Consider the following 18,870-nt stretch of genomic DNA (forward strand, 5'->3'; position numbering starts at 1 on the left):
GGCAAGCACGCCCTCAAGCCCTTGTGACGGCGAACGGCCGCCGGGGACTTGACAAGCCGCAAAAGAAATTCCTCAAGCCGCGCGGCAACGCGCCGAAGACTGCTGGCAACGGGGCGTACCCCGCCAGGGCCGCGACAGATTCGCGGTGTTCAACCAGGGCCCAGGCCCGTTTTGAGGATCTCGTCCATGTCTTCCATCATCAACACCAACCTCGCGTCGCTCAACACGCAACGCAACCTGTCGACCTCGCAGTCCTCGCTGAACGTGTCGATCCAGCGCCTGTCCTCCGGCCTGCGCATCAACAGCGCCAAGGACGACGCCGCCGGCCTCGCCATCGCCGAGCGCATGAACGCCCAGGTCCGCGGCCTGACGGTGGCCGCCCGCAACGGCAACGACGGCGTCTCCCTGGCGCAGACCGCCGAAGGCGCGCTGGGCAAGATCGGCGACATGGTGCAGCGCATGCGTGAACTGGCGGTGCAGGCTTCGAACGCGACGAACAGCGCGAGCGACAAGCAGGCCCTGCAGGGCGAAGTGACGCAGCTGAAGTCGGAAATCGATCGCGTCTCCCAATCGACCAGCTTCAACGGCACGCGCCTGCTGGACGGCAGCTTCACGGCCGCTTCCTTCCAGGTCGGCTCCAACGCGGGCGACACCATCACCGTCGGCCAGATCGCCGACGCCCGCCTGCAGACCCTGGGTGGCGTCCAGACCACCAGCACCGTGGGCTCCGCCGTGACGTCCACCACCACCGGCCTGGATCTCACGTCGGCCGAGCTGACCATCACCTATGGCAGCGGCTCGACCCAGAAGATCGAAGTCGGCGCCGCCTCCTCGGCCAGCGAGCGCCAGGCCCAGATCGTGGACGCGGTGAACGCCAGCTCCAGCACCACGGGCGTCACGGCCTCCTTCGACAGCACCACCAACAAGGTGACCCTGAGCTCCGCGCAGAGCGCCGGCGTGACGGGTACCACCTTCTCGGTGCAACAGACCGGCAGCGGCACGGGCACGACCGGCTTCACCACCACGGCAGCCACCAGCGGCACTTTCGTGAACTCGGCCATGGACTCGCTCGACGTCTCCAAGGACCCGATGAGCGCCATCAAGCAGTGCGACGAGGCACTGAACACCATCAACGGTGCCCGCGCCAACCTCGGTGCCCTGCAAAGCCGCTTCGAGAGCGCGGTCTCCAACATCCAGATCGCGTCCGAGAACACCACGGCGGCCCGCTCGCGCATCATGGACACCGACTACGCCGCGGAAACCGCGAACCTGTCGCGCAGCCAGATCCTGCAGCAGGCCGGCAACGCGATGCTGGCCCAGGCCAACCAGCTGCCCCAGCAGGTCCTCGCGCTGCTGCGCTGATCGCCTAGTAAGGCAAGGAAGGTGGCCCCTCGCCGCCCTCTGCACGGACCGGTCTCCCGCCGAAATGGCGGGGGATTGGGCCGTTTCTCCGCGTTTTGGCAGGCTGGGTTTTGCCCGAAAGTCCGGATACCCACCCCGCCATGGCACTTGCCATGGTGGCGGGCGTTCCGGAAACCTGCGCGGACGGCGCCAGCGACAGTCGTGCGTCTCGGCCCAGGCGGTCCGGTTGAAAACCTGTTTTCGATTGGAGCCACCATGCCTTCCGTGATCAACACCAACCTGGCTTCGCTGAACACCCAGCGGAACCTCAACACCTCCCAGTCCTCGCTGAACACCTCGATCCAGCGCCTGTCCTCCGGCCTTCGCGTGAACAGCGCCAAAGACGACGCCGCAGGCCTGGCCATCGCCGAGCGCATGAATTCCCAGGTGCGCGGCCTGAACGTGGCCGCCCGCAACGCCAACGATGGCGTCTCGCTCGCGCAGACGGCCGAAGGCGCGCTGGGCAAGATCGGCGACATGGTTCAGCGCATGCGTGAGCTGGCAGTGCAGGCTTCGAACGCCACCAACAGCGCCAGCGACAAGCAGGCCCTGCAAGGCGAAGTGGGCCAGCTGAAGGCTGAAATCAGCCGTGTTTCGCAGTCCACCACCTTCAACGGCACCCGACTGCTCGACGGCAGCTTCTCGGCCGCCACGTTCCAGGTGGGCGCCAATGCAGGCGACACCATCACCGTGGGCAACATCACCGACGCGCGCCTGCAGACGCTGGGCCAGATCAACAACTACACCGCCTCGTCCACCGCGCTGGGCGCAACGCCCAACCTGGCCGCCAGCTCGCTGACCATCACCTACAACGGCGGCACCACGCTGGCGGTGAACATCGCGGCGGCCTCCTCCTCCAACGACCGCCAGGCGCAGATCGTGGATGCGATCAACGCCAGCTCCAGCACCACCGGGGTCACGGCGGTCTACGACGCCACCAACAAGGTGGTCAACGTGAGCTCGACCCAGGGTCAGTTCACGATCGCCCAGACCACCGCATCGACCACGACCGCTCCCGCGGTGGGCGACACGGGCTTTGCCGTGGCGGGCGTGGCCAGCAGCACGACCCCCACCTCGATGACAATGGACACCCTGGACGTGTCCCAGGACCCGATGTCCGCCATCAAGATGTGCGACGCCGCCCTGAACTCCATCAACGGCGCCCGCGCCAACCTCGGCGCCCTGCAGAGCCGCTTCGAAAGCGCGGTCTCCAACATCCAGATCGCCGCGGAGAACACCACCGCCGCCCGCTCCCGCATCATGGACACCGACTACGCCGCGGAAACCGCGAACCTGTCGCGTGCCCAGATCCTGCAGCAGGCCGGCAACGCCATGCTCACGCAAGCCAACCAATTGCCCCAGCAGGTGCTCCAGCTGCTCAAGGGCTGACCCAGAGAAGGACTGATCCATGGTCTCCTCCGTCTCCTCCAGCGGCGCCCTGATGTCCAGCGCCGGCATCGGCAGCGGCCTCGATGTCAACAGCATCGTGACCGCGCTGATGTCGGTGGAGCAACAGCCGCTGACGATGTTGCAGGCCAAGGCATCGACCATGAACACCGAGGTGTCCGCCCTCGGCCAGCTCAAGAGCCAGATCGCCAACCTGAGCGACGCGGCGAACAAGCTCACCACGGCTTCCAACTGGAACCCCATCGGGGCCACCAGCAGCGACACATCCAGCGTGGACGTGAGCGCGGACAACACCGCCAGCGCGGGCCAGCACTCGGTGCAGGTGCAGCAGCTCGCGTCGGCGCAGGTGCTGGCCAGCGGCGCCTTCGCCAGCAGCGCCACCACGGTGGGCACGGGCACGCTGACGCTCCAGCTGGGCAGCACGGCCGCCGACGGCAGCTTCACCCCCGGCGCCGCGGCCGCGGTGAACATCACGATCGGCGCCCAGAACAACACCCTCTCCGGCGTGCGCGACGCGATCAACGCCGCCAACGCGGGCGTCACGGCCAGCATCGTCACCAGCCCGGCCGGCGCCCAGCTGGTGCTGCGCAGCGCCAGCGGCGCGGCCAGCACCGTGAAGATCACGGCGGCCGACGACGACGGCAACAACACCGACGCGAACGGCGTCTCCGCCCTGGCCTACGACCCCGCCGCCGCCGCCGGCAGCGGGCGCAACCTCACGCAGACCCAGGCCGGCCAGGACGCGAAATACACGCTGGACGGCATCGCGCTGACCAACAGCTCGAACACCGTGACCGGCACCCTGCAGGGCGTGACCCTCACGCTCAAGCAGGTCAATGCCCAGCCGGCCACCGTGACCACCAGCGTGCAGACCTCGGTGATCCAGGGCAACGTGAACAGCTTCATCGGCGCCTACAACGCCCTGAACACCTTCCTGCACCAGCAGACCCAGGCCGACCCGACCGGGAAGGCCAACGGACCGCTGCAGGGCGATTCGGGGGCGCTGATGGTGCTGAACCAGATGCACCAGATGCTGTTCGGCACGGTGAGCGGCCTGGGCTCGCCCAACAGCCTGAGCGCGGCCGGCATCTCGCTGCAGGCGGACGGATCGCTCTCCCTGGATTCGTCCAAGTTCTCCAAGGCCAGCCCCGCTGCCCTGCAGGCCCTCTTCTCCCAGGCCCAGACCGGCGGCGACCCGAACACCGCCGGCATGGCCGTGCGCTTCAAGACCTGGGCCCAGGCCCTGAGCGGCTCTGATGGCGGGGTGCAGGGCGAACTGGACAGTCTCGCGCGCAGCCAGAAGGACAACCAGAAGCAGCAGGACGACCTGCAGACCCGCCTGGACGCCACCCAGGCCCGCCTGCAGGCGCAGTACCAGGCCCTGGACACCACCATGTCCAACCTGAACGCGCAGATGGCGCAGATGAAGCAGGCCCTGGGCCTGGCCTGAGGCCGGTGGCCACCCAGGCGGGCGGGTCGCCGGCGTCCGGGCTCAAGCTCCGGGCCATGGTGCCGAAATAAACGGCAAGGAAGTACAAACCATGTTCACTGCGCCGCTCCAGCCCATCGAACAGTACCGCCAGGTCAACACCGTGACCGCGGTGTCGCAGGCCGACCCGCACCAGCTGGTCATGCTGCTGTTCGACGGCGCCATGGCCGCCGTGCTGCAGGCCCGCCACGCGATCGCCACCGGCGACAAGGCCGTCAAGCACGCCACCATCTCCAAGGCCATGCGCATCATCGACGAGGGCCTGAAGGCCTCGCTCGAGAGCCACGGCGACCCCCAGCTGGGCGACAACCTGCGCGCGCTCTACGAGCACATGGTCTCCCGCCTGTTCATCGCCAACCTGCACGACAGCGAGGTGCCGCTGGAGGAGGTGGCACGCCTGCTGGGCGAACTGCGTTCGGCCTGGGCCGACATCGCACCGCGGCCCGTGGTCAACCGCACGGACCTGCAGGCATGAAGGGGATCACCATCATGGACAGGCATGCGCCCAGCGAGCTCCTGCGCCACTACGCGGCGCTGGAAGCCGCCAGCCACGACATGCTGCGCGCCGCGCGCGAAGCCGACTGGGACACGGTCTGCCGCCTGGAGGGCGCCTGCGCGGTGGTGATCGCCCGCCTGCGCGACCTGGTCGCGCAGCGTGCGCCGGATGCGCACGAGCAGGCCGAGCGCATGCGCATCCTGCGCACCATACTGGCCAACGACGCCGAGATCCGGCGCATCTGCGCCGCCCCGCCGGCGACGGACCCCTCGGCCATGGCCTCCATGCAAGAAGGCTGGGTCGCGGAACCCAGCCCCTGGATGCACTGAACCCCCGCGCCCGCGCCGCGGGCCGCAGGCCGCTCAGACCTGCATGTTCATGATGTCGCTGTAGGCCGAGACCAGCCGGTTGCGCACGTGCAGGGCCGACTGGAAGCCGATCTGCGACTTCTGCATCGCCACCATGGCGTCTTCCAGGCTGACCTTGGACGGGTCGGCCTGGAAGGCTTCGGCGAGTTCGCCGGCCTGGTTCTGGGCGCTGCTGACCGACTGCAGCGCCTGCTGCAAGGCATTCGAGAACGACACCTGCGTGCCGGCCGCGGCCGGCGCGACTGAGAGGCCGCCGCCCTGGGCGGCCTGGTTGCGCTTGAGGGCGTCGAGCAGGGGCGAGGGCAAGCCGGTGGAAATGGATGAAATGGCCATGGCGTCAGCTCCTGGGGATGGGGTGACTGTAGGGGCCGGGTACCGGACGCAGTGGCCCGAACAGGACGGCAAAACCGGCGCATATCGGCAGAAGAGTCCTTGACTTGAGGGCCAAGAATGCAAGGGCAGGAAAAAAGCACACCAACGCCCATCCATGGACAACCGCATCCCCCCCGCCCCCGCCGCCGTCGTCAGCGATGCCGTGCAAATCGGCTCGGTCACGCACCGCCTGATGGCCCTGCCCCAACGCAGCAAGCTGGCCCTGGCCGGCGCCGCCGTCGCCCTGGCGGTGCTGGTGGCCACCGGCATCTCGGCCGGCCGCGAACCCGAGTGGCGCGTGCTCTACGCCAGCGTGGGCGACAAGGACGGCGGCGCCATCATCACGGCGCTCGGCCAGCTCAATGTGCCGCACAAGTTCTCCGAAGGCGGCGGCGCCATCATGGTGCCGGCCGACAAGGTGCACGAGGCCCGCCTGCGCCTGGCCTCGCAGGGCCTGCCCAAGGGCGGCACCGTGGGCTTCGAGCTGATGGAGAACCAGAAGTTCGGCACCACGCAGTTCCAGGAGCGGCTGAACTTCCAGCGCGGCCTGGAGGGCGAGCTGGCGCGCTCCATCATGTCGCTGTCGGCCGTGCAGGCGGCGCGCGTGCACCTGGCGCTGCCGGCGCAGACCGCCTTCCTGCGCCAGGAGCAGAAGCCCTCGGCCTCGGTGCTGCTCACCCTCTACGGCGGCCGCAGCCTGGAGCGCGGCCAGGTCGCCGGCATCGTGCACCTGGTCGCCTCCAGCGTGCCCGAGCTGGACCCCCGCGCCGTGAGCGTGGTGGACCAGAACGGCAGCCTGCTGTCCGACACCGGCGAGGCCGTCGCCGGCCTGGACAACGCCCAGCTGCAGTACGTGCGCCAGACCGAGCAGGGCCTGTCGCAGCGCATCATCGCCATCCTGGAGCCCATCGTGGGCGCGGGCAACGTGCGCGCGCAGGTCACCGCCGACATCGACTTCACCCAGACCGAATCCACCGCCGAGCTGTACGCGCCCAACCAGGGCGGCGCCCCGGCGGCCGTGCGCAGCCAGCACCTGTCCGAAGCCCCGGGCGGCCCCGGTTCGGGCGGCCTGGGCGGCGGCACCCCCGGCGCCCTGTCCAACCAGCCCCCGGCCACGCCCACCTCGCCGGTGAATGGCGCGCCGCAGGCCCTCACGCCGCCCACGCCCCCGGTGGCGGGCGCCACGGGCGTCAAGCGAGACGCGCAGACCAACTACGAGGTCGACAAGACGGTGAAGGTGGTGCGCAACGCCACCGGCAGCCTGAAGCGCCTGAGTGCGGCGGTGCTGGTGAACAACGTCGCCCGCGCCGCGCCCGACGGCAAGGCCGCCGCCGCCCAGGCCCTGAGCGCGCAGCAGATGGAACAGGTCAACGCGCTGGTGCGCGAGGCCATCGGCTTCAGCAAGGACCGCGGCGATTCCGTGCAGGTGGTCAACGCGCCCTTCACCGCGCCCGTGCCCGTGCCCGGCACCGAGCTGCCCTTCTGGCGCCAGCCCGAGACCCTGGACATGGCGCGCAGCTTCGCGCCCTGGATCGGCCTGCCCCTGCTCGCGCTGATCGTGATCCTGGGCTTCGTGCGGCCGGCCATGCGCGCGCTGCGCAGCCCGCCGCCGCGCCGCCTGGTCGAAGCCACCGTGGCCGACCCGCTGGCCCTGGACGCCCCCGCCATCGCCGAGGGCGGCGCACCCGCGCTGCCGCCCGCCGCCCAGGCCGCGCGGGCCCAGGGCCGCACCCAGCAGCTCGAGGCCATCCGCCAGATCGCCCGCCAGGACCCGGCCACCGTGGCCAACGTGGTCCGCAACTGGGCCAGCCAGCCCACCTGAGGACCAGCGACATGGCCAGTGCATCGGAAGACGAAGGCCTGCACGCGGGAGCGATCCTGCTGCTGGCGCTGGGCGAGGACTGCGCCGCCGAGGTGTTCAAGCACCTCTCGCCCAAGGAAGTGCAGCGCCTGGGCGAGCGCATGGCGCGCCTGACCACCGTCGCCGCCTCGCAGTTCGAGGAGGTGCTCGCGCGCTTCGAGAACACCGTGGACACCCACCGCTCGCTGGTCAGCGACACCGGCGCCTACGTGAGCAACGTGCTCAAGCTGGCGCTGGGCGACGACAAGGCCGGCCTGCTGATCGACCGCATCGTTCAGGGCCGCGACGTGAGCGGCATCGAGAGCCTGAAGTGGATGGATTCGGGCGCGATCGGCGAGCTGATCCGCAACGAGCACCCGCAGATCATCGCCAGCATCCTGGTCCACCTGGACCGCGACCACGCCTCGGGCGTGCTGCAGGAATTCGACGAGCGCCTGCGCAACGACGTGGTGCTGCGCATCGCGACGCTGGACGGCATCCAGCCGAACGCCCTGAAGGAACTCAACGACGTGCTGTCCAAGGTGCTGGCCGGCGGCGACCGCGTGCGCAAGGCGCCGCTGGGCGGCGCCAAGACGGCGGCCGAGATCCTCAACTTCCTGGGCAGCTCCGTGGAATCCTCGGTGCTGGGCGCGATCCGCAACGAGGACGCCGACCTGGCCCAGCGCATCGAGGAACAGATGTTCACCTTCGTGGACCTGCTCAAGCTGGACAACAAGGGCATGCAGCGCCTGCTGCGCGAGGTGCAGGGCGACCAGCTGGTCACCGCGCTCAAGGGCGCGGAGCCCGAGATGCGCGAGAAGGTGTTCAGCAACATGAGCTCGCGCGCGGCGGAGACGCTGCGCGAGGACCTGGAGTCGCGCGGGCCGGTGCGCCTTTCCGACGTGGAGACGCAGCAGAAGGAAATCCTGAAGATCGCCAAGCGCCTTTCGGACGAAGGCGAGATCATGCTGGGAGGCGGCAGTGACGAGAGCTTCGTCTGAGGCCGCGGCGCCCGCCGCCGCACCCGCCAGCCGCGTGATCGCGGCCGAGGCGCTGGGCGAGGTCAGCCCCTTCGACCTGAGCGAGCTGCAGGGGGGCCAGGTGCCGCGCCGGCGGCTGACCATGCGCGACCTGTCCAACGACGTGGCGCGCGCCGCCTACGCCCTGGGCCACCAGCGCGGCCACGCGCAGGGCGCGCAGGCCGGGCTGCAGCAGGGCTTCCGCGAAGGCTCGCGCGCCCTGGAGGATTACCAGTCGCGCACGGCGGCCGACCTGGCGCGCCAGGTGCAGCAGCTGATGGACGGCTTCCGCGCCGAGATGGCGGGACTGGAATCGCAGGTGGCGAGCGACCTGGTGTCGCTGGCCATCGACATCGCGCGCCAGGTGCTGCGGCGCGAGCCCGCCACCGACTCCCAGGCCCTGCTGCCGGCCGCCCGCGAGGCCCTGCGCACGCTGGGCGAGAACGCCGGCCAGCTGGAACTGCAGCTGCACCCCGCCGACGCCGGCCTGCTGCGCAAGGGCTTAGCGGCCCAGGGCGTGCAGGCCCGCATCCAGGAGGACGCGAGCCTGCCGCGCGGCAGCTGCCGCATCGAGGCCGACACCGGCGTCGCCGACGCCGGCTTCGAGGCCCGCTGGCAGGCCGTGATGGCCGCGCTGGGCCGCGACGAGGAGCCGCTGCCGTGATGCACGCTTCTCAAGCCCCTGGGGGCGCCGCATGAGCGTGCTGGCCCAGAAGCTCTCCGAACACCTGCGGGCGCACAGCCGGCTGGTCGCCCCGGGCAGCATCCCGCTGGACACCGGCGGCCGCCTGGTGCGCGTGTCCGGCCTCGTCATGGAGGCCACCGGACTGCACCTGCCGCTGGGCAGCATCTGCCGCGTCACCGACGGCGCTCGCAGCACCGAGGCCGAGGTCGTGGGCTTCGGCAACGGCCGCCTGCACCTGATGCCCACCGGCGACATCCAGGGCCTGTCGCCCGGCGCGCTGGTGGAGCCCCTGCGCTACCCCTTCGAAGGCCTGCATTTCGGCCGCGCCCTGCCCGAGCGGCCCGCGCACGCCAACCGGCTGCGCCGCCTGCCCATGGGCGAGGCGCTGCTGGGCCGCGTCATCGACCCCTCGGGCGCGCCGCTGGACGGCCGCGGCCCGCTCTTCGGCACCCGCACCGAGCCGCTGGACCGCGAGCCCATCAACGCCATGGACCGCGACCCGGTGCGCGAGCCGCTGGACGTGGGCGTGCGCGCGATCAACGCCCTGCTCACCGTGGGCCGCGGCCAGCGCCTGGGCCTGTTCGCCGGCTCCGGCGTCGGCAAGTCGGTCCTCATGGGCATGATGGCGCGCTACACCCGCGCCGACGTGACCGTGGTCGGGCTGGTCGGCGAGCGCGGCCGCGAAGTGAAGGAATTCGTGGAGGACATCCTGGGTGAGGAGGGCCTGCGCCGCGCCGTGGTGGTGGCGGCCCCGGCCGACCTGCCGCCGCTGATGCGCATGCAGGGCGCCTCCTACGCCACCGCGCTGGCGGAATATTTCCGCGACCGCGGGCTGAACGTGCTGCTGCTGATGGATTCGCTCACCCGCTACGCCATGGCGCACCGCGAGATGGCGCTGGCGCTGGGCGAGCCGCCGGCCACCAAGGGCTATCCGCCCTCGGTGTTCGCGCGGCTGCCGCAGCTGGTGGAGCGCACCGGCAACGGCCTGCACGGCTGCGGCTCCATCACCGCCTTCTACACCGTGCTGACCGAGGGCGACGACCCGCAGGACCCGGTGGCCGACAACGCCCGCGCCATCCTGGACGGCCACATCGTGCTCTCGCGCGCGATCGCCGAGCAGGGGCACTACCCCGCGATCGACATCGAGCAGTCGATCTCGCGCGTGATGCACAACGTGACCGATGCGCAGCAGCTGCGCGAGGCGCGCATGCTCAAGGCGCTGTATGCGCGCTACCAGCGCAACCGCGACCTGCTGGCCGTAGGCGCCTACGTGCCCGGCGCCGACCCGCAGACCGACCTGGCCATGCGCATGCAGCCGCAGATGGCGGCCTTCCTGCAGCAGGACATGCGCGAGGGCGCCTCCATCACCGACAGCCGCGCCGCGCTGGCGGCGATCATGGCCCTGGCCGTGCAGCAGGGGGCCGCCTGATGGACCACCTGCTGCCCACGCTGATCGAGGGCGCCACCGCCGCACGCGACAAGGAGTCCGCGCGCCTGCAGCAGCTGGTGCAGGCGCTGCGCCAGTCCGAGGCCACGCTGGCCCGGCTGCGCGAGTTCCGCGTCGAGTGCCTGGCGCGCTCGGCGGCCGGCAGCCTGGGCCGGGCGGACGCGGTCTCGCTGCAGACCTACCAGGGCTTCATGGCCCGGCTCGACCAGGCCTTGCTGCTGCAGGGCCATGACCTGGAGCGCAAGCGCCAGGCCGTCACGCTGCAGCAGCAGCGCCTGGCCGCCAGCCAGCAGAAGCTGCTGGCCTTCCAGACGCTGGTGCGCCGCCGCGCCGCCGTGCACGCCCTCAAGGAATCGCGGCGCGCCCAGCGCGAATGCGACGAATTCGCCGCCCGCGCGCTCGCCCGCGCCACGGGCCCCTGACCCCACCTGCCGAGACGCCATGACCTCCATGACCTCCCCTGCCGCCCACGGCGCCCCTGCCAGCCACGCGCGTGCCGGCGCGGCCCAGGCCGGTGCCGCCCACGGCGCCCGCGCCGTCGCCTCGCTGACCGATGCGGCCGATGGCGGCGGTGATGCCTTCTCCGCCATGCTGGACGCGCTCGCGGCCGCCACCGGGGACGCCGGCACGGACGGCGCGCTGGGCACGGCCGCCGGGGCCGCCACCCCCAACAGCGCGGACGCGGGCACCGCCACCAGCGGCGCAGGCACGGCCCTGGCCGCCGTGCCGGGGCAGCTCCCCCTGGGCACCCTGCCCCTGCCGCACTGGCTGGCGCTCGCGCAGGCCCAGGCCCAGGCGCAGGGGCCTGGCACCGCACCCGGCTCACCGGGCCATGCACCGGCCGGCCACGGCAGGGGCAGCGCCACGGGCACCGCAGCCACCAGCGCCCTGGCGGACGCTGCCGATGGCGTCGCCTCGGGTCCGGCGGCCGCGGCGGCCGCGCACCACACCGACAAGGCCCTGGCGCAGCCCCCCGGGCTCGCGATCGCCCTGGACCGCGCGGCGCCCGCCGCGGACCCCGCCCTGCAGGCCGCCCCGGCCTTCGCTGCCGCGCTCGCCGCCGCCGGCGATGCGGCCCGCGGCAGCGCGCCGGCCAAGGAGCAGGCCGCCCCCGGCGGCCCGGACGCCACCGCACTGGCCGCCGCGCTGGGCCCGGGGCAGGCCGCTATGCCGGACGTGGCCGCCGGCACGCCCGTGCACCAGGCCGCCCTGCCCTCGCACCCGCTGGACGCCCGCTTCGCGGGCGACCTCGCGGCGCAGGTGGACCTGATGGCCGGCGCCGGCGTGCAGCAGGCCGAGCTGAGCCTGAACCCGGCCGACCTGGGCCCGATCCGCATCGAGCTCACGCTGCAGGCCCAGGTGGCCGACATCCATTTCAGCGCCGCCCACGCCACCACGCGCGAGGGCATCGCCCAGGCCCTGCCGGCCCTGCGGGAAATGCTGGCCGCGCAAGGCCTTTCGCTGGGCCAGGCGGGCGTCGGCCAGCACGCGCAGGCAGGCCAGCAGGACGCGCAGGCGCAGGCCCAGGCCGCGCGCGCGACGCGCAGCCGCGCCGCCGCGGGCCCGTCCGCCCTGGGCGCCGCCGCGCCTGTGCGGCACAGCGTGACCCTGCGGCCCGGCGCCGGCGTGCTCGACCTCTACGCCTGAGCGCCGCGGGGCGCGCCGAAAACACCCGGGTTTCCGGCCCTTATCCCGGGTTTGCCGGCGGCACTGCGTTCGCACAATGGCTTCCATCCAGGAGCCTTCCATGTCCGACGCCGCCACACCCCCGAAGAAGAAAAGCAAGCTGCTCCTCATCGCCCTGGGCACCCTGCTGCTGGCCGGCGGCGCCGCCGGGACCACCTGGTACGTGATGGGCGGCAGCCACCACGAAGCCGCGGCCGAGAAGAAGGAGCCGCCCAAGAAGCCGCTCTACACCACGCTGGAGACCTTCACCGTCAACCTGCAGGACCCGCGCGGCGAGCGCTTCGCCCAGGTCGGGGTGACGCTGCAGTTCGAGGACCCCGAGCTGGAGATGAAGATCAAGGACCGCCTGCCGGCGATCCGCAACGAGATCCTGCTGCTCCTGTCGTCCAAGGAGATGGAGGACCTGCTGAGCGTGGAAGGCAAGCAGCAGCTGGCCGAGCAGATCCGCGAACGCTCGGCGCTGGCGCTGGGCATTCCCGTCGTGCAGCACAACTACACCCGCGTGCCGCCGGCCATGGCGGCCGCCTCCGCGGCCTCCGGCGCCGCGGCGCCCGCGGCCCTGGCCGCCGCCGAGACCCCCAAGGCCGAGGGCGGCACCAAGGTCGCGGGGGTCGAGAACCCGATCCGCGGCGTGCTGTTCTCGCAGTTCATCGTCCAGTAAGACGCGCATGGCCCAGCACGCCCTCTCCCAGGAAGAAGTCGACGCCCTGCTGGCTGGGGTGAACGGCGAGGACAGCGCGAGCGACGACGCGCCGCAGGAGGCGGGGGGCGTACGCAGCTACGACCTCTCCAGCCAGGAGCGCATCGTGCGCGGGCGCATGCCCACGCTGGAGATCGTGAACGAGCGCTTCGCCCGCAACTTCCGCATCGGCGTCTTCAACTTCATGCGCCGCAACCCCGACATCTCGGTCGGCCCGGTGCGGGTGCAGAAGTTCAGCGCCTTCCTGCGCAACGTGGCGGTGCCCACCAACATCAACATCATGCACGTGCGGCCGCTGCGCGGCTCGGGCCTGCTGATCTGCGATCCCAAGCTCGTGTTCACGGTGATCGACAACCTGTTCGGCGGCGCCGGCCTGCCCACGGCGCGCATCGAGGGCCGCGAGTTCTCCGCCACCGAGCAGCGCATCATCCTGCGCCTGGTGGAAGTGATCGCCGGCGAGTACGCCAAGAGCTGGTCCAGCATCTACCCGATCGAGCTGGAGTACGCCCGCTCGGAGATGCACACGCAGTTCGCCAACATCGCCACGCCCTCGGAAATCGTGGTCACCACCAGCTTCGAGATCGAGTTCGGCGACAGCGGCGGGGCCATGCACATCTGCATCCCCTATTCCACCTTCGAGCCGATCCGCGAGATCCTGTACTCGCCGCTGCAAGGCGACAACGGCGGCCCCGACCGCCGCTGGCTGTCCCTGCTGACGCAGCAGATCCAGTCGGCCGAGGTCGAGATCGCCGCCGAGCTGGGCTACAGCCAGGCCACGGTGCGCGAGCTGATGTCGCTCAAGGTGGGCGACTTCGTCGAGCTGGACCGCGCGCCCACGCTGACCGCCAAGGTCGACGGCGTGCCCGTCTTCGAATGCGACTACGGCACGCTGGGCCCGCACTACGGCCTGCGCATCCGCGAGTTCCTCACCCAGCACGCGCTGCCCAACGACGGCAGCGCCCCGCTCAAGCCCTGACAGCCCAAGGAAGCACCATGTCCACCGCAGAGACCACCCCCCAGGACGAGATGGCCGACGACTGGGCCGCAGCGCTGGCCGAGGCCGAGGCCACCGGCGGCGCGCAGAACGCCGTGGCGACCGCCGACAGCCCAGCCGTCTTCCCGCGCCTGGGCGCGGGTGCGCCCGGCGCCCAGCGCGAGGACATCGACCTGGTGCTGGACATCCCGGTGCAGCTCACCGTCGAGCTGGGCCGCACGCGCATCCCGATCAAGCACATCCTGCAGCTGGCGCAGGGCTCGGTGATCGAGCTGGATGCCCTGGCCGGCGAGCCCATGGACGTGCTGGTCAACGGCTTCCTCATCGCCCAGGGCGAGGTGGTGGTCGTCAACGACAAGTTCGGCATCCGCCTCACCGACATCGTCACGCCGTCCGAGCGCATGCGCCGGCTCAGCCGCTGACCCCCTTCCCCCTTTCGAAGAAGTCCCCACATGGCCTCGACCGCCTGGTCCTTCCTGATGCTGCTGCTGGTGCTGGCGCTGATTCCCGGCGTGCTGTGGCTGCTCAAGCGCGTGCAGACCTTCCGCCCGCCCGGCGCGCCGCGCGAGCTGGAGGTCACCGCGCAGGTGGCCCTGGGCGCGCGCGAACGGGTGGTGCTGGTGCGCATGGCCGACCGCACCCTGGTGCTGGGCGTCACGCCGCAGCAGGTGACCCTGCTGGCCGAGCAGGCCTCGCCGGTCTTCCAGCGCGAGCGCGGCACGCCATGAAGCGCCTCGCCACCGGCCTGCTGCTGGCCGCCTCGGGCGCCGCGGCCTGGGCCCAGTCCACCCCCTTCGGCTTCACCGCCCAGACCAGCGGCGCCACCACCACCTATTCGGTGCCGGTGCAGACGCTGCTGATCTTCGGCGCGCTGTCCTTCCTGCCCGCGGTGCTGCTGCTGATGACCAGCTTCACCCGCCTGATCATCGTGCTCAGCCTGCTGCGCCAGGCCCTGGGCCTGCAGACCACGCCGCCCAACCAGGTGCTGGTGGGGCTGTCGCTGTTCCTCACCTTCTTCATCATGGGCCCGACGCTGGACAAGGTCTACAACGAGGCCTACAAGCCCTACAGCGAGCAGAAGATGGCCTTCGAGGAGGCCGTGGCACGCGGCAGCGACCCGCTGCGCGCCTTCATGCTCAAGCAGACCCGCGAGGCCGACCTGGCGCTGTTCCAGCGCATCGCCGGCCAGCCGGCGGCCCCCAAGGCGGCCGACGTCCCGCTGCGCATCGTGGTGCCGGCCTTCGTCACCAGCGAACTGAAGACCGCCTTCCAGATCGGCTTCATGGTCTTCATCCCCTTCATCGTGATCGACCTCATCGTCGCCAGCGTACTCATGTCCATGGGAATGATGATGCTGTCGCCGGTGCTGGTCGCCCTGCCCTTCAAGCTCATGCTCTTCGTGCTGGCCGACGGCTGGAACCTGCTCATCGGCTCGCTGGTGGCCAGCTTCGGGAGCGCCTCGTGACGCCCGAATCCGTGCTCACCTTCGGCCGCTCGGCCATGGAGATGCTGGTGACCGTGTGCGCGCCGGTGCTGCTGGTGGCCCTGGTCGTCGGCCTGGCCGTGAGCCTGTTGCAGGCCGTCACGCAGATCAACGAGGCCACGCTGTCCTTCCTGCCCAAGCTGCTCGCGGTGCTGGCCACCCTGGGCATCGCCGGGCCCTGGATGATGACCCTGCTGGTGGACTGGATCCGCCAGGTGATCCTCAGCATTCCCGGCTCGGTGGGCTGAGCGCCGCGCCATGGTCACGTTCAGCCAGCTGCAGCTGGACACCTGGCTGGCCGGGCTGCTGTTGCCCTTCCTGCGCGTGCTGGCGCTGTTCAGCGCGGCGCCCCTGCTCTCGCACCGGGGCTTTCCGGTGCGCGCGCGGGTGGCCGCTGCCTTCGCCATCGCGGTCGCGGTGGCGCCCTTCGCGGACGTGCCGCCCGGCCTCTCGCTGGGCAGCGCGGCGGGGCTGGGCCTGGTCGCCCAGCAGGTGGGCATCGGCCTGGCGCTGGGCTTCGCCGCGCGGCTGCTGTTCGCCGTGTTCGAGATCGCGGGCGAGCTGATCGGCCTGCAGATGGGCTTCTCCTTCGCCGGCTTCTTCGATCCGCACGGCGGCAGCGAATCGGCGGTGGGCAGTTGGCTGCACACGCTGGCCATGCTGCTCTTCATCGCCGCCGACGGGCACCTGCTGCTGGTGGAGGCGCTGGTGGCCACCTTCCGCAGCCTGCCCATCGCGGCCGACCCGCTGGGCGCGATCAGCCTGGTGCGCATCGACCTGCTGGGCTCGGACGTGTTCCGGCTCGCGCTCACGCTGGCGCTGCCGGCCACGCTGCTCATGCTCTTCGTCAACCTGGTGCTGGGCTTCACCTCGCGCGTGGCGCCGCAGCTGAGCATCTTCTCGGTCGGCTTCCCGGTCACGCTGATCGCGGGACTGTCGGCGCTGGCTTTCGGGGTGCAGCACATGGTCGGGCCGCTGGACGAGGCGCTGCGGACTTTCATCGCGCGCTGAGATGGGCACTGTCGGCTGGGCGCCGGCTGGCCTGCAGAGCGCCTGCTGGTTTGCTTCTGCCTGCTGCCCTGCGGGCGGCGGATGCCCTGGCGGGCGGCCTCCCCACTCTCCCCCCGCCCTCTCGCCCCAGTGGGGCGAGAGGGAGCCCAACACCCATCTGGTTGTCGCCCTCCGGCGACGGAGAAACCGGCGTGACGCCGCCACCACCCGGGCCCACCACGGCCCGTGCCCGCTGTTGGGGCCACCGCCAACGGATGGGCGCCGAGCCGGGGCCCGCTGCGCTTCGCCCTCTGACCTTCAATTCCTGTTCGGCGTGGGGAGCCGGCTGCATAGAAATGGCGATACCCGCCACGGCGAGAGCCCACCACGGCCCAAGCCTACCGTGCGGCCTCAGCTGATCTGATTAGGGCCCGGCTCAGCGGCCTAGCGGATCGGCGGGTCGGCAGGTCGGCAGGTCGGCAGATATGTGACTCAGTGACTCAGTGGCCCGGTGGCTCGGTGGCTCGGTGGCTCGGCGCCCGGGCGTCGGCCGGCGGCCCCAACAGCAGGCACGGGCCGTGGCGGGCCCAGGGGGTGGCGACGCAACGCCTGTTTCTCCGTGGTCGGAGACCGGCAACCCGATGGGTGTTGGGCTCCCTCTCGCCCCACTGGGGCGAGAGGGCGGGGGGAGAGTGGGGAGGCCGCCCGCCAGGGCATCCGCCGCCTGCAAGGCATCAACGCACTCAACACAACAACCTTCTGCTGAGGACCAGCCGCCGGCAGAGCAATCGCAAGCCACACCGCTGAGCTTCGCGCCCCGCGGAACGCGCCCGAACGCTCAGCGGTGGCGTGAACATTCGTAAGGCTTATCGCTGAGCCTGCTTACGAATCCGGTTGAGTCGCTGGGGGGCAGCCCAGCCGGGTGTGAACTCTTCCACACAACAAACTCGGCACTTCGTTACGACTGCAGGACGGCCGGAAGGCGGATGTCGGACGTCTCCTACTAGAGTCGCGCCTTTCGTTGAGCTTGAACCGAAAGAGATGATGAAACGACGCCTGTTCCTGCAGTCCGGCTCCGCCGCCTTTGCCCTGTCCATCGCCGGTTGCGGCGGCGGGGGCGGTGGCAGCCCGGCCGCAGCGAGCGCCGCTTCGGCCGATGCCGCCGCTGCGACCTCGACCGCCGCCACCAACGCCACCCCCGCCGCGCTGTCGCGGGTCGCCCCCGTGCGCGGCTACCCCTTCGGCAGCCGCCTGAAGCCCTATGTCGCCGGCATCCACCCCTCGGTGGCCGCCGCCACCATGGACGCGACCCTGGCCGCGCAGTACGACGCCTGGAAGGCCGCCCGCGTGGTGGCCGCCGACAACGTGGTGCCGGGCGGCAAGGCCGTGCTGTTCAGTTCGAAGTACCTCACCGTCTCCGAAGGCATGGGCTACGGCATGCTGCTGGCCGTGGTCTTCGCCGGCCACGACCCGCAGGCGCAAGCCCTGTTCGACGGCCTGCTGGCCGTGGTGCGCGCCCGCTACGCCTACGGGGTGGTGACCTACGACCCCAACGGCAAGTACCTCATGGAATGGCAGCTCAACGCCGACGGCAGCTCCGCCGGTGGTGGCTGGAACGCGATGGATGGCGACCTGGACATCGCCATGGCGCTGCTGATGGCGGACCGCCAGTGGGGCTCGGGCGGTGCCTGGGACTACCTGCAGGAGGCCAAGAACACCATCGCCGCGCACAAGTCCTTCAACTTCAACGCGGACGGCGCCAGCAAGGGCACGCGCTTCGGCACCAACAACCGCAGCTCCGACTACATGGTGGGCCACTTCCGCGCCTTCCTGGCCGCGACGGGCGACACCTTCTGGCAGCTGGCGATCGACAAGGCCTTCGCCACCCTGGACCACCTGCAGACCACCTACGCCCCGGCCACCGGCCTGGTGCCCGACTTCGTGATGAACACGAACACGGGCGACCCGATCCCGTCCACCGGCTACATCGGCGACGGCAACGACAAGGAAGGCTTCTACTGGTGGAACGCCTGCCGCGACCCCTGGCGCTTCGCCTCGGACTACGTGCTCTCGGGCGACACCCGCTTCGCGCTGGTGACGGCGCGCATGCTGGACTTCTTCAAGGACTCGACCGGCGGCGACCCGACCGGCATCGGCTGCGGCTACACGCTCTCGGGCACCAAGCTGGACGCGAACAACGGCCCGGCCTTCATCGCCCCGATCTGCGCCGGCGGCTGCGTGGACGCCCGCTTCCAGACCTTCGTGGACGCCACCTGGGACTGGAACACCAAGAACCTGACGACCAACTACTACGACGCCGAGCTGCAGCTGCTCTCGCTGGTGGTGGCTTCCGGCAACTGGTGGTCCACGGCCGCCTGACGGGCCTGCCTCCTCCGGGCGGGCGAGGCCCGTGGCCCGGCTGTGCATGGCCCCATGCACAGCCGGCATTTCCCATGGCCCCGGTGCCGGCCCCAAGATGAGCCGCTCATCCCA

Annotated in this window: 20 protein-coding genes; 19 read left to right on the forward strand and 1 reads right to left on the reverse strand. The window is 71.0% G+C overall.

Annotation, left to right across the window (positions count from 1 at the left end; all coding sequences use genetic code 11):
* The first annotated feature begins 186 nt into the window (after nucleotides 1–186).
* The 5 genes from IM725_RS01305 (at nucleotide 187) to IM725_RS01325 (ending at nucleotide 5,122) form a co-directional block, all read left to right on the forward strand.
* A complete protein-coding gene (locus IM725_RS01305) occupies nucleotides 187–1,362 on the forward strand; it encodes a flagellin N-terminal helical domain-containing protein (protein WP_193778757.1) in 1,176 nt (391 codons plus the stop codon).
* A gap of 255 nt (nucleotides 1,363–1,617) precedes the next feature.
* Nucleotides 1,618–2,790, forward strand: coding sequence for a flagellin N-terminal helical domain-containing protein (locus IM725_RS01310; RefSeq protein ID WP_193778758.1), 1,173 nt, complete (start codon nucleotides 1,618–1,620; stop codon nucleotides 2,788–2,790).
* 19 nt (nucleotides 2,791–2,809) lie between these two features.
* On the forward strand, nucleotides 2,810–4,258 hold the full coding sequence (gene fliD, locus IM725_RS01315) for a flagellar filament capping protein FliD (RefSeq protein WP_193778759.1): 1,449 nt from the start codon (nucleotides 2,810–2,812) through the stop codon (nucleotides 4,256–4,258).
* Between the two features lie 91 nt (nucleotides 4,259–4,349).
* Entirely contained in the window at nucleotides 4,350–4,772 is a 423-nt protein-coding gene (gene fliS / locus IM725_RS01320) for a flagellar export chaperone FliS (protein WP_193778760.1), read from the forward strand.
* Entirely contained in the window at nucleotides 4,769–5,122 is a 354-nt protein-coding gene (locus tag IM725_RS01325; protein WP_193778761.1) for a flagellar protein FliT, read from the forward strand. The genes fliS and IM725_RS01325 overlap by 4 nt, the downstream gene beginning before the upstream one ends.
* Before the next feature lie 33 nt (nucleotides 5,123–5,155).
* Here IM725_RS01325 and fliE read toward each other — a convergent pair whose 3' ends face one another.
* On the reverse strand, nucleotides 5,156–5,494 hold the full coding sequence (gene fliE / locus IM725_RS01330; protein WP_193778762.1) for a flagellar hook-basal body complex protein FliE: 339 nt from the start codon (nucleotides 5,492–5,494) through the stop codon (nucleotides 5,156–5,158).
* Between the two features lie 154 nt (nucleotides 5,495–5,648).
* On the opposite strand from fliE, the gene fliF reads away from it, so the two are divergent.
* The 14 genes from fliF (at nucleotide 5,649) to IM725_RS01400 (ending at nucleotide 18,756) form a co-directional block, all read left to right on the forward strand.
* Nucleotides 5,649–7,355, forward strand: coding sequence for a flagellar basal-body MS-ring/collar protein FliF (gene fliF, locus IM725_RS01335; RefSeq protein WP_193778763.1), 1,707 nt, complete (start codon nucleotides 5,649–5,651; stop codon nucleotides 7,353–7,355).
* A gap of 11 nt (nucleotides 7,356–7,366) precedes the next feature.
* A complete protein-coding gene (fliG, locus tag IM725_RS01340; RefSeq protein WP_193778764.1) occupies nucleotides 7,367–8,374 on the forward strand; it encodes a flagellar motor switch protein FliG in 1,008 nt (335 codons plus the stop codon).
* Complete coding sequence (locus IM725_RS01345; RefSeq protein ID WP_193778765.1) at nucleotides 8,355–9,056, forward strand: FliH/SctL family protein; 702 nt, start codon at nucleotides 8,355–8,357, stop codon at nucleotides 9,054–9,056. Before fliG ends, IM725_RS01345 begins: the two co-directional genes overlap by 20 nt.
* 31 nt (nucleotides 9,057–9,087) lie before the next feature.
* On the forward strand, nucleotides 9,088–10,506 hold the full coding sequence (gene fliI / locus IM725_RS01350) for a flagellar protein export ATPase FliI (protein ID WP_193778766.1): 1,419 nt from the start codon (nucleotides 9,088–9,090) through the stop codon (nucleotides 10,504–10,506).
* Nucleotides 10,506–10,946, forward strand: coding sequence for a flagellar export protein FliJ (locus IM725_RS01355; RefSeq protein WP_193778767.1), 441 nt, complete (start codon nucleotides 10,506–10,508; stop codon nucleotides 10,944–10,946). Before fliI ends, IM725_RS01355 begins: the two co-directional genes overlap by 1 nt.
* Before the next feature lie 28 nt (nucleotides 10,947–10,974).
* Entirely contained in the window at nucleotides 10,975–12,171 is a 1,197-nt protein-coding gene (locus IM725_RS01360) for a flagellar hook-length control protein FliK (protein ID WP_193778768.1), read from the forward strand.
* Between the two features lie 100 nt (nucleotides 12,172–12,271).
* Complete coding sequence (locus tag IM725_RS01365) at nucleotides 12,272–12,871, forward strand: flagellar basal body-associated FliL family protein (RefSeq protein ID WP_193778769.1); 600 nt, start codon at nucleotides 12,272–12,274, stop codon at nucleotides 12,869–12,871.
* A gap of 7 nt (nucleotides 12,872–12,878) precedes the next feature.
* Complete coding sequence (gene fliM, locus IM725_RS01370; protein ID WP_193778770.1) at nucleotides 12,879–13,886, forward strand: flagellar motor switch protein FliM; 1,008 nt, start codon at nucleotides 12,879–12,881, stop codon at nucleotides 13,884–13,886.
* Between the two features lie 17 nt (nucleotides 13,887–13,903).
* Entirely contained in the window at nucleotides 13,904–14,326 is a 423-nt protein-coding gene (fliN, locus tag IM725_RS01375) for a flagellar motor switch protein FliN (RefSeq protein WP_193778771.1), read from the forward strand.
* Nucleotides 14,327–14,356: 30 nt separating this feature from the next.
* The gene (fliO, locus tag IM725_RS01380; protein ID WP_193778772.1) at nucleotides 14,357–14,632 is read left to right on the forward strand and encodes a flagellar biosynthetic protein FliO; all 276 of its coding nucleotides are present in this window, start codon (nucleotides 14,357–14,359) and stop codon (nucleotides 14,630–14,632) included.
* Entirely contained in the window at nucleotides 14,629–15,369 is a 741-nt protein-coding gene (gene fliP / locus IM725_RS01385) for a flagellar type III secretion system pore protein FliP (RefSeq protein ID WP_193778773.1), read from the forward strand. Before fliO ends, fliP begins: the two co-directional genes overlap by 4 nt.
* Nucleotides 15,366–15,635, forward strand: coding sequence for a flagellar biosynthesis protein FliQ (gene fliQ / locus IM725_RS01390; RefSeq protein ID WP_193778774.1), 270 nt, complete (start codon nucleotides 15,366–15,368; stop codon nucleotides 15,633–15,635). The genes fliP and fliQ overlap by 4 nt, the downstream gene beginning before the upstream one ends.
* A 10-nt stretch (nucleotides 15,636–15,645) precedes the next feature.
* Nucleotides 15,646–16,398 (forward strand): flagellar biosynthetic protein FliR, encoded by a 753-nt coding sequence (gene fliR / locus IM725_RS01395; protein WP_193778775.1) that lies wholly within the window; start codon nucleotides 15,646–15,648, stop codon nucleotides 16,396–16,398.
* 1,023 nt (nucleotides 16,399–17,421) lie between these two features.
* Entirely contained in the window at nucleotides 17,422–18,756 is a 1,335-nt protein-coding gene (locus IM725_RS01400; protein ID WP_193778776.1) for a glycosyl hydrolase family 8, read from the forward strand.
* Nucleotides 18,757–18,870: the final 114 nt, after the last annotated feature.

Source organism: Ramlibacter aquaticus (genome assembly GCF_015159745.1).
Lineage (GTDB): Bacteria > Pseudomonadota > Gammaproteobacteria > Burkholderiales > Burkholderiaceae_C > Ramlibacter > Ramlibacter aquaticus.